The organism is Desulfomonilia bacterium (assembly GCA_036567785.1).
In the GTDB taxonomy this organism is placed as follows: domain Bacteria; phylum Desulfobacterota; class Desulfomonilia; order UBA1062; family UBA1062; genus DATCTV01.
Genome location: DATCTV010000018.1, coordinates 1 through 10,113 on the forward strand (window position 1 = coordinate 1; position 10,113 = coordinate 10,113).

General features: G+C 46.6%; 8 protein-coding genes. All 8 read right to left on the reverse strand.

Translation table 11 applies throughout. The features are described from left to right. Positions 1-197 precede the first annotated feature (197 nt). Positions 198-1,484 (reverse strand): radical SAM protein, encoded by a 1,287-nt coding sequence (locus VIS94_03980; protein ID HEY9160229.1) that lies wholly within the window; start codon positions 1,482-1,484, stop codon positions 198-200. Continuing rightward, positions 1,459-1,854 (reverse strand): hypothetical protein, encoded by a 396-nt coding sequence (locus VIS94_03985; protein HEY9160230.1) that lies wholly within the window; start codon positions 1,852-1,854, stop codon positions 1,459-1,461. The genes VIS94_03980 and VIS94_03985 overlap by 26 nt, the downstream gene beginning before the upstream one ends. Before the next feature lie 377 nt (positions 1,855-2,231). Then, positions 2,232-3,413 (reverse strand): iron-containing alcohol dehydrogenase, encoded by a 1,182-nt coding sequence (locus VIS94_03990; GenBank protein ID HEY9160231.1) that lies wholly within the window; start codon positions 3,411-3,413, stop codon positions 2,232-2,234. A 23-nt stretch (positions 3,414-3,436) separates the two neighbouring features. Continuing rightward, complete coding sequence (locus tag VIS94_03995) at positions 3,437-4,411, reverse strand: glycyl-radical enzyme activating protein (protein ID HEY9160232.1); 975 nt, start codon at positions 4,409-4,411, stop codon at positions 3,437-3,439. A 116-nt stretch (positions 4,412-4,527) separates the two neighbouring features. Continuing rightward, a complete protein-coding gene (locus tag VIS94_04000; protein ID HEY9160233.1) occupies positions 4,528-7,101 on the reverse strand; it encodes a pyruvate formate lyase family protein in 2,574 nt (857 codons plus the stop codon). A gap of 1 nt (position 7,102) precedes the next feature. After that, positions 7,103-8,461 (reverse strand): MFS transporter, encoded by a 1,359-nt coding sequence (locus tag VIS94_04005; protein HEY9160234.1) that lies wholly within the window; start codon positions 8,459-8,461, stop codon positions 7,103-7,105. 142 nt (positions 8,462-8,603) lie between these two features. Continuing rightward, positions 8,604-8,759, reverse strand: coding sequence for a hypothetical protein (locus VIS94_04010; protein HEY9160235.1), 156 nt, complete (start codon positions 8,757-8,759; stop codon positions 8,604-8,606). 4 nt (positions 8,760-8,763) lie between these two features. Beyond that, positions 8,764-9,768, reverse strand: a complete 1,005-nt coding sequence (locus VIS94_04015) for a uroporphyrinogen decarboxylase family protein (GenBank protein HEY9160236.1) — start codon at positions 9,766-9,768, stop codon at positions 8,764-8,766. Positions 9,769-10,113: the final 345 nt, after the last annotated feature.

A 10,113-nucleotide genomic window follows, 5' to 3' on the forward strand; every position in this document is an offset into this window, starting at 1 on the left:
TAGCAATCCCATCTTACTTCTGATAAGTTTGTCTTCCGTACCCATTAGCTTTCTCCTTTCTGATTTTGTTTTATTTCCCCTCAGAAAGAATAGCTCGTGGGTACTTCCTTTTCAATTACCCAACTGTCAGATTTGATCGGAGCTATTACAATTAAAAGTTTATTTTTTATCATATATTTTATCCTTTCATAATAAAATTAGAACTCATGTAGTTCAAAAAGCCCATTAACAAATGCAAGTTTCTCGTATTCACAAAATCTTCCAGAAACATCCACTCTGTTCTCTTCATAAAAAGCTCGTGCTCGACAAGCCCCACCGCAGATAAATCGTATATCACATTTCTTGCAGCCTGAAACTTCCAGTACAGTAAGATTCTTACAAGCCTGAAGCACCTCCGATGTATTATAAATTGATTCCAGGGAATTTTCTTTAATGTTTCCTGCACAAAACTCAGGGAAGTGTAGTAGTTGACACGGATACACATCACCGTTTTCGGAGATGCTTATTTCTCCATCGCCAATTGCACATTTCATAATACGTTTTTGTTTGGAAGCAGCTAACGAAGAGCATAAGTAACTTAATGGTTTTACTCCATTCACAGAAGAAAGTGCCTCATAGTACTCTTTGCCTGTTATGGATAATTTCTTATTGGTCTTTGCTCGGCCAGCAACAAAAAGAGGCGCAAATGTAAGGCGAGATCCAAACTTCTTTGTCATGGCATCAATGTCATGGATATTTTTTTTGGTTACAGTCATCGCAATTTGTAGAGGTGCCTCTTGCTGGACAAGTAGCTCAATAGCTTTAATTGTTTTAGTAAAAGAACCCTGCCCTCGGTGAAAATCATGAATTGCTGGGTTGCTTCCATCTAAACTTATTTTTATTAAATTAAATGTCTCTGAAATTATTTTGGTGTTATCTTCATTTATGAGCGTACCGTTAGTCAAAAGGTGGACTTGGTTGCCTAGACCCTTTGCATGCTCGGCTAGTTCGACAACATATGGGGACAACAATGGTTCACCGCCAGTAAATACAATGGCGCAATCTTTAGAAATGTAATTAATATCATCTAACAACTTAAAATGATCATCACGAGTTAACCTGTTTGATGATTCTTGTCGGTCAGTAGCATAACAATAAATGCACTTCAAATTGCATTCCTTAACCAAAGATAGTTGAACTATTCGCAGTCTGCTTGGTTGATAAATCTGGATTGCTGAAGAAGGGGCAAAAAATGTGGTATTCGAAATAGTATTTTCAAGAAACTTAATTATTTTTTCTTTTGAATCCTTTCGCCAAAACATTGACAGCGATTCAGATATATCTTCAACAGTTCTTTTACCATTACACAACTGAAGTATTGCAGCACCATTTTTGCTAACCACTATCCAGTCGGGCGCGCTAGGTTTTAAGAATAAAACCTTGTTGCCCTTTTTAATCTTAACAAAATCATTTGGGAGCTTAAGCTTTTGCTGAAGTATGGACATTATGATGCCTTAGAATCAATATTTGTAGCCAATAATGGTGCAAGTTTCTCTTCAACAAAACTTTACACTTCTGGCTGATATTTTTTATAAGGTCAATTCCCGGCGCATTCTGCAGCGAAACCGCATCTTCCGCCACCCCCAGCACAATTGGCCGCGAAACCGCATTTCCCACCTCCACCAGAACAATTAGCAGCAAAACCACACTGTCCACCACCACTGCTATCGCCTGAGTCACCATCACCAGCACAATTGGCTGCAAAACCGCATTTTCCGCCACCCCCGGCACAATTTGCAGCAAAACCACACTCACCACCCCCACCAGCACAATTGGCCGCGAAACCGCACTTTCCTTGCGCTTCTGAAAGTCCAAATCTAACATTCTTCATTATACCAAGACTCAAATCCCCTGTTTTCTTTAATCCAAAAAGGGATGCAAACCCAAAAACACCCAATCCTACTACGTATTTTGAGATTCGTTTTAGAAATTTTCTTCGGTCATCTTTACGCCCAGTGATTTGAGAGGTTTTTTCATCAAACTTGTCCATGGTTATCCTCCTTAGGGTTATAATAATATTTATATCTAAACTATGGAACAAAAAACTCCCACAGCTCCTTTTACACGCATACAGGGCGCTAGAACAAAGCAGACCTAGGAGCGACGAAGCGGAAATGCGAGGCATACTTAAACGTATGTCGCAGCGTTTCCACAAGGAGCGACAACGGTATACGAAGTTATAACGACCTGGACTATATCCTCTCTTTGAGTATCTCCGCTATATCTTCCCTGCTCAATTTAACCGCATTATTCTTATGTTCGGTTGCAGCGGTGATTCTTTCGATGTCTGCTTCTGTTACGCCGTACCTGCTCAGCAGTGGCATTTGGAGTTTTTCGGTCCAGCCATAAAGCGTATTGACCAGCAGGTCGCAGAGTTCGGGAACCTTTGATTCGTCATACACCTTTCGGCTTAGAATAGCCCCGACTCTGGCATGTTTATTGAGTTGAATCCCATAAGGGTCTTTTTCTTTTAAAACTTTGATATTCTTTTTCGTTGTCGCAGCGAGGAGCGTGCCGCAGATGACGCCGTGAGGGATATTAAAGAAACCGCCGATGGATGAGGCGAATCCGTGAATGATTCCGAGGCCTGCATTGGCAAGTGTGATGCCGGAGATCAAAGCGCCATACGCCATGTCCGAGCGTACTCCCGTATCACTTGCTCCATCTGTGCATGCGCTTGCCAGGCTTCTTTCAACGGCCTCGATCCCGCTCAATGCAAGTGCGTCCGTCATAGGAGTGGGCTTAACCGAGACATATGATTCGAGCAGCTGCACGAATGAGTCCATGCCACAGGCGGCAGTGACCGCGGAAGGGCAAGATATCATCAGCTCGGGGTCTATCAGGGCTACATCAGGAACGAAATTATCATGTCTGATGGATTTCTTATAGCCATTATCGCCGATATGAGAGAGCACTGCATTCTTCGTTGCCTCGCTGCCGGTGCCGGATGTTGTGGGCACGGCTATGAAAGGGACCTTCACGCCCGGATGGCTCTCTTTGCCTACGCCTTCTAGAAAGGTTGCTACCGGCCTGTCGACCTTGAGCATGGCGGAGACGGCCTTTCCGGTATCCATGGCGCTGCCTCCACCGACGGATACGACGGCGCATATTCCTTCGCTGCGGTATTTTCCCGTTACGCCGTCGATAAAGTCAGGCGAAGGCTCGCCCAATATCTGTTCAACGAAGTAGGTGACTCCGCGGGCATTCAGGCCGCCGGCGAGTTCATTGAACTTTACCGAATCCATGAATGATGGCCATCCCGCTATGATGAGCGCCTTGTTGCCGTATGCCGAAATGATGCCCGGCAGCATGGAGAACTTACCGGCGCCGAACTCGATCCTGGGAATTCTGGCAAAGATGAAAGAATCAGTCATTGTATTCACCTCGATATGTTTGTTTATCTCTGGCAGAGAGCCTTTATGCCAAACGATTCGAACAGGCCTGTTATACACCCGATATTGTTTTCTTCAAGCCTGCCGAAATCCCGGTATTCGCCGTCTCTGCCGATCTTGTCGAACTTGGTCTTGTAAAGCGGATTATACGGCATGAGATTGATCACGCCTTTGTAGCCTGAACCGGCTAAGAATCCCGCGATCCTGCCGATAGATACATGATCCGTGTTGAATCCGGGTATGATGGGAATCCTCGGGATGATCCTGTCCGGGCCCGCCTTTTCAAGGATCGATGTAAAGTTATGCAGTATCAAAGCATTATCAGCGCCTGTGAATGCCTTGTGCTTTTCGGGATCGATCTCTTTCAGATCGAAGAGGAAAAGGCCGGTCAAAGGGATCAGTTCCTCAGCCAGGCCCTTTTCGAAGCAACCGCACGTCTCAATCGCTGTATGAACGCCCGCTTCCTTCATAATGCCCAGCATGTCCAGCAGAAAGGCCTTCTGCAGGGTGGGCTCGCCTCCCGAAAACGTCACGCCTCCATCCGAGTTGTCATAGAAAGGTTTGTCCGGAAGGACCCTGCCGGTTACTTCTTTCGAGTTCATCTCTTTGCCTATCACCTGTACCGCCCCTGTCTCGCAGATATCGGCGCACTTGCCGCAGACGGCACAACGGGAGTCATCGCGGACAATGATACTGATTGAAGGGCTGTCAGGCCGTTTCAAACCCTTTGCCGATTTTTTATCCGATTGCCCGCCGGTCATTTTTATGGCTTTATTCGGACAGGCTTCAACGCACTTTCCGCAGCCTGTGCATTTATCTTTGAGGTAGCCGATTTCGGGTTTTATCTTTTGCGATTCCGGATTCTGGCACCATGCGCATCTCAAGGGACACCCCTTCATGAACACGACGGTGCGAATGCCTGGGCCGTCGTATACGGAATAATGCTGGATATCGAAGACAATCCCGGTTCCGGTCCGCATTTAAGCCCTGCCTTCGTTGTCTGCGTCGGAATGCTCCTCGACATACGTCAAAAGTATGCCTGCGTCGCTTCTTCCTTGACGCCTCGGTATCATCTTAAATGCGAATCGGAACATTGTTATGTTCTCCGGTGCTCCGAGCGGGATATGATCTCTTCCTGTATCTCATAGCCCAGGTCAACAAAATATGCGCTGTAGCCGCCCACCTTGACGATCACGTCTCCATATGCATCGGGGTCTTTCTGGGCGGCCCTTAAAACCTCGGTCGATACGACTGTCGGTTGGACCTGCTCTCCTCCCATCCTGAAATAAGTATCGATAAGGGATATCCACTTTTTCCTGATCTCTTCAGTCTCTCCGATGCCTGACGGGTGCATGCGTATGTTCACGGCGCAGCCCAGCACATGCGAATAGTCGAGAGAGGCTACTGATTTGAGTACGCCTGTAGGACCTTTCGTGTCGACATTATATGGATTGCAGCTGGCGGCAAAAGGCTTGGCCGCCTTCCTGCCATCGGGCGTTGCTATGAATATCCGGCCGTCGTATGTATGGGCTGTCATGCTGTTTATGAAAGGTGCAAATATACCGCCCTTATATGTCCGGTATTTACATGCCTCTTCAAAGAGCCTGGTCATGACCTTCCGCGCCAGTTCGTCGGATTCGGGGTTGGCATTGCCCCACTTGCCCTCGAGAGAAAGTATCTGCCTGTGCATGTCCTCGAACCCGATGAAATTGCTGTCGATTGCTTCGAGCAGTTTTTTCACCGTGAAACGCTTCTGTTCATAGACATATTTTTTTATGACATAGAGCGAATCGATCAGGTTCGCTATGCTGTTCATGAAGAGGATGCCTTCAAGGTCGTAAACTGCTCCGCCCAGAGTCACGTCTTTTCTTTTGTCGAGGCAGCCCTGAATGAATGCGGATATGAGCGGTACGGGCATGTTTTCGGCATGAACTCTGTCGCGTATGTACGATGCCTTGGCTATGTTCTCGATCTGCAGAGCGGCTTGAGCGAAGAAGGCGTCAAGGAATTCATCAAATGACCTGAACGAGTCAGGATCACCGGTTTTTATTCCCGCATCCTTTACAAGGCAGATGACGACCTGGGCGTCGCCGTTCCTTAACGTCATATCGAGTGTACGGCACAGAAGGATGGAGCTGAACGCTTCGCCGCCGGTTCTGCCCGGTGAGCACATATCTACACAGCCCGTTACGGCGTAGTCGAACGCATCCTCCTGTGAAAATCCGTGTCTGATGAGCGCCTTGACGCCTATTTCATCATTCATGATCGAGATGCTGGAGTTGCCCTTGCTGTGGAGTTCGGCTACCTTTTCCATCAATTCCTTCGGGGAATCCTTGTGAACGCGCACGGCGAAATTCAGAGAGGCTTTCGACTGAGCCGCGGCATCCAGCATAACATAAGTGAGTTCGTTCGTTGCATCTTTGCCGTCACGGGTGAGGCCGCCCATGGTGACCGGTTCGGATCCTTCGTAACGCTGTGTGAAGTATGCGGTGAAGTTCGAATACGGCCTCATGTTGTGGCTCATGATCTTGAGGAAAAGCTCCTGCAGTAGGGTTGAAGCCTCCTCTTCGGTGATGAGACCCTCTTTAAGGTCGTTCATGTAATATGGGTAAAATATCTGGTCCAGTCTGCCTGGGGCATGGACGTTAAACGGCACGGCCAGTTCCACGGCGGTCTTCACGGTCCAGTAAGCCTGCACGGCTTCCCTGAACGTGCGGGCCGGGTTGAGCGGGACTTTTAAGCATATGCCGTGCATTTCGGAAAGGATATGTTTCCTTGCCGGGTCGGACTCCTTTTCGAACTCGTTTGCCAGCTTTTCGGCAAGGCGTTTCGAGAAGACGATCACACCTTCCAGAGCGGTTTCAATTGATTTGAGAAATGTGTATTCATCCTCGGCCATGGCGCAGGTCGCGGACAGAAGCGTGCTCACCTCGTCCTTCATGGCGAGCAGCCCTTTCCTGATAGGCGTTTCATGATCGAGTATGAGATGGCCCTGCCATGTGCCGAGTGCTGCACCTGCCGATATTACCATGTCGTTTCTCGATGTCGATTGCGGCATTGCCGCAGTAAGGCTTTCGAGCTCTCCCCTGTGAATGTCCGATTTATCTAGTGCGGTTTTGATTTTGTCGACAAGCGTTTTTCCCTTCCAGAAGGGCAGGAGTTCCTTTTGCAGGATGCGTTTGTCTTCGGGCTTTATCGTATATGGATTTATCTTCCTCTTATCCATCGTGGACAGGCCGATTGACGGCATGGCTATGCCCAGGCCCTTCATTTTTTCGAGGTTCTGGAAGAAGTTTGCTATGCCATGGCGTCTGAACATATATAAAAGGAACCCTGCATTGGATTTAACCTGATAGAAAAGCATGGAACTGACATCGAGCTCCGTTTTGAACACGTTGTTAAAGAGCCCCCTTTCGATATCGACAGGGATGCCGAGAAAATTTTCGGTCCATGTGCCTGCAATGCGGTCGTCCGGGTCTATATGAAAACCCATGTTCTCGTAGACATGCCTCATGGAAACGGATGCTTTTATGGCGTTAGGTGCCAATGAATCCATTGAATTCCACTTCTCGGTAAAGAGCCTGGCCCTTTCGATGGATATGACAGGTGTTTCTTTCAGATAGCGGCGTTTGAGCCTTTTTATCCTGTCAATCGATTTATCCTGTTCCATATTATTTTCCTCTTAACGCAAGCTCGCCAAGAATTTTTTTATGAAAGGCTGAGTCTATCGGATAAAACGAGATCAGGGCCATTCCGAGGATGATAAATATCAGAGGCACAAACGATATCAAAAGTCTGATTCCAAGGAGCGCAGTTGCCGTCTGGGGTATATTCGCAACATATCCGAAAAAGTCGAGCCCGATTCCTGCTATAAAACCCGATATTGCCGAACCGAATTTGAAGCAGAGAAAGTAGAATCCATAAATTGTACCTTCCCTTCTTAAACCGGTTTTCCATTCCGAATATTCAACCGTGTCGGGTACTATTGCCCATGGAAACAGAAACACTGTTGACATACCTATGCCTGAAGCAAAGAACATCGCGAATATAAGGTAAATATTATCTTTCGGGACAAAGAACATTCCAAGAAGCGCTGCAGCAAGTATGACCATCCCGGTATTGAAACCGAATTTCTTGCTTTTCTTATTGGACAGCCAGACGAATGCCGGGATGAAAACGGCAGCGGTTACGAAAAGTGCGATAAAGGCGATGGGAACAAGCTCTTCCCTCTGAAGGTTGTACTTGAAGAAATAGGTGACTACGATTGCCAGCAAATTGATTGCAACCATGTAAAGAGTAACTCCTCCTGTGAGAAGAAGGAAGGGGATGTTTGCAATTATTACCCGGAAATTTTCTTTAAACGGCAGCTTCTCTTCTTCAATGTGCTTTACCCTTTCCCTGACGGAAGAAAAGGATATCAAAACAATAACGGCAATAATAACACCGTATATAGCACCTACCCACCTGAATCCGGTTGCCTCATCGGGAAACAAGGATACCAGAGGTTTTGTTGCTGCTGCAGCGAAGAGTGTTCCGAAAAGAGCACAGGTCATTCTGAAGCCTGAGATGCTTGAGCGTTCTTTGGCATCGAGTGTCATGTCCGCTGTCAGCGCCCCATATGGAACGCTAGTTGCGGCGATAACCGTAGAGAAAAGAATAAATGTTGCATAGGCGTAAACAATTCGCAGGCCGGGAGAAAGATCCGGACCGAAAAAGAGCAGAAATGTGACTATACCTAAAGGGATTGCACCGAACAGCAGGAATGGCCGCTTTTGACCCCATCTGGAATTTGTATGATCACTGATAATGCCGATAATCGGATCACATACGGAATCCCATATTTTGGAGACCATGAAGATTGAACCTGCAACGGCTGCCGGGAGCATATAAATATCGGTGAAAAAATAGATGAGATAAAGCGCGCAAACCTGAAATCCCAGATTGAAGGCAAAATCACCCACGCCATAACCGAGCTTCATACCAAGCGGGACTTTCGATGCCGCAACCTCAATTTCCTGTTTATCTGCCATAAGTTTCCCCCTGAACCGATTTGAGTAAGTATCTTAACTGAATATGATTCATTAATAAGTCTGATGCGCTTTTGAAGTCAATAAATTCTTTGGTGGTGCAGGTTGTTTTATCTCCGGGGTAAGGTTTCAATTCTATACGAAATCATATGTCTATCGGGTACTTGCCATACTTTTTCACTGTCTCGATCATGACCCTGATCTTTGAGGCGTCTATTTCGGAGTGTGCATGTACCGGTCCTATGATGAACCTTCCGTCCGGGGCGCAAGTCTTGATGAGCTGTTTTACGGCCTCGACCACCTCTTCAGTTTTTTGAGCGAGAGGTGAGCAGGTAATCTATACCTACACCGCCGATTATTGTGAACCTGTCGCCATGAGCCTTTTTCTCATAGGCAATGTCGACATTGGAAGTGTTTTCAAAGGCGTGTCCTCCGTCGAATCCCCATTTTATGAACAGATCAAAGAGCCTTGTATTATCCCCGCAGGAGTGCAGCAGAATCTTTTTGCCCCTGTCATGTACGAGCTTTGCAAGTTTTGTGTAGGCAGCGCCGAAAAACTCATCAATCATTTTCGGGTTCATGATAGGCCCTGTCTTTTGTGAAAAATCATCGGCATGCAGTATAACGTCAAGGCCGGCATCAAGCATGGCAATTGTAGTTTTAATCAGGTATTCTTCGTTGAATGCGATGAATCTCCTGATAAAATCAGGGTCCTTCCTCAAATATAATACAGCCTTCTCAAATCCTATGGATTGGAACACCGCATCGTGGAGCCCTATACATGCATTTCCCATGATGCAGATCTTATCCCCGTAATTACTTATGATCTTTCTGAAAAAATCATAACATTTGTGAGCCACTTCATCGGAATCAGGAAAGTATGGCCACTCTTCAAAGGCTGCCGGTGACGTTATAAGCGGTGTTTTATACATCCATGAGATGTTGCCGTGCCCGTCATCTATAAGGTCTGATACATATCCGGTGACCCGTGCGATTGTTTTTGAATCCCACATCATGATACGCCATTCGAATGACACCCAGGTTGAATCAAAGCCAAGCATATAGGCCGCTTTGACATGGTTCATCATGCCCGAGCAGACAAACGGGTCCACTATGACCTTTTTAAGATTTTTGCCCCACCGGTCTAAAATAAAACGGGACAGAGGATTCAAAAAGATCGTCTTCGGGGGAATGAGAGGCTTGCCCAGCACTTGCTGCACAGGCCATTCGTCAAGGTCTGCGCAAAATGTGGGTACACGTTCCGGAATTTTGCCTTCTATTACATCAATAATCAGGTCAGTGGGTCTCATGTCATTCTCCCTAATCTGATTGCAAAAAAATTTTGCAAGTGGCCCGGAAAATTATCCGGTAACCTGCCATTATTAAATGCAAACAGTTCAAAGATGTTTAACCCACATTTTGCGATTGAGGAGACTGTAACTTTCACATAGGTTTTTCTTTTGATATAAATTGGCTGTAAACGTACATTGTCAGGCTATTTCAACTGCATTGCAGTTGAGTGAATGGCTGATGGAGCTTATTTGGTCGAGGAAGTCCTGGAGTTTCAGCCTTATCTTCGGGTTTCTGATTGATATCCTGAGAATGGTTGAGCCTGCACTTTTGCCCAACTGTGCCGGGATGATGAACCATTTCGG

What these genes read in the sequence shown, in the direction of transcription:
- VIS94_03980 (HEY9160229.1), bottom strand. Translation starts at nt 1,484, where the DNA reads ATGTCCATACTTCAGCAAAAGCTTAAGCTCCCAAATGATTTTGTTAAG.
- VIS94_03990 (HEY9160231.1), bottom strand. Translation starts at nt 3,413, where the DNA reads ATGACTGATTCTTTCATCTTTGCCAGAATTCCCAGGATCGAGTTCGGC.
- VIS94_03995 (HEY9160232.1), bottom strand. Translation starts at nt 4,411, where the DNA reads ATGCGGACCGGAACCGGGATTGTCTTCGATATCCAGCATTATTCCGTA.
- VIS94_04000 (HEY9160233.1), bottom strand. Translation starts at nt 7,101, where the DNA reads ATGGAACAGGATAAATCGATTGACAGGATAAAAAGGCTCAAACGCCGC.
- VIS94_04005 (HEY9160234.1), bottom strand. Translation starts at nt 8,461, where the DNA reads ATGGCAGATAAACAGGAAATTGAGGTTGCGGCATCGAAAGTCCCGCTT.
- VIS94_04015 (HEY9160236.1), bottom strand. Translation starts at nt 9,768, where the DNA reads ATGAGACCCACTGACCTGATTATTGATGTAATAGAAGGCAAAATTCCG.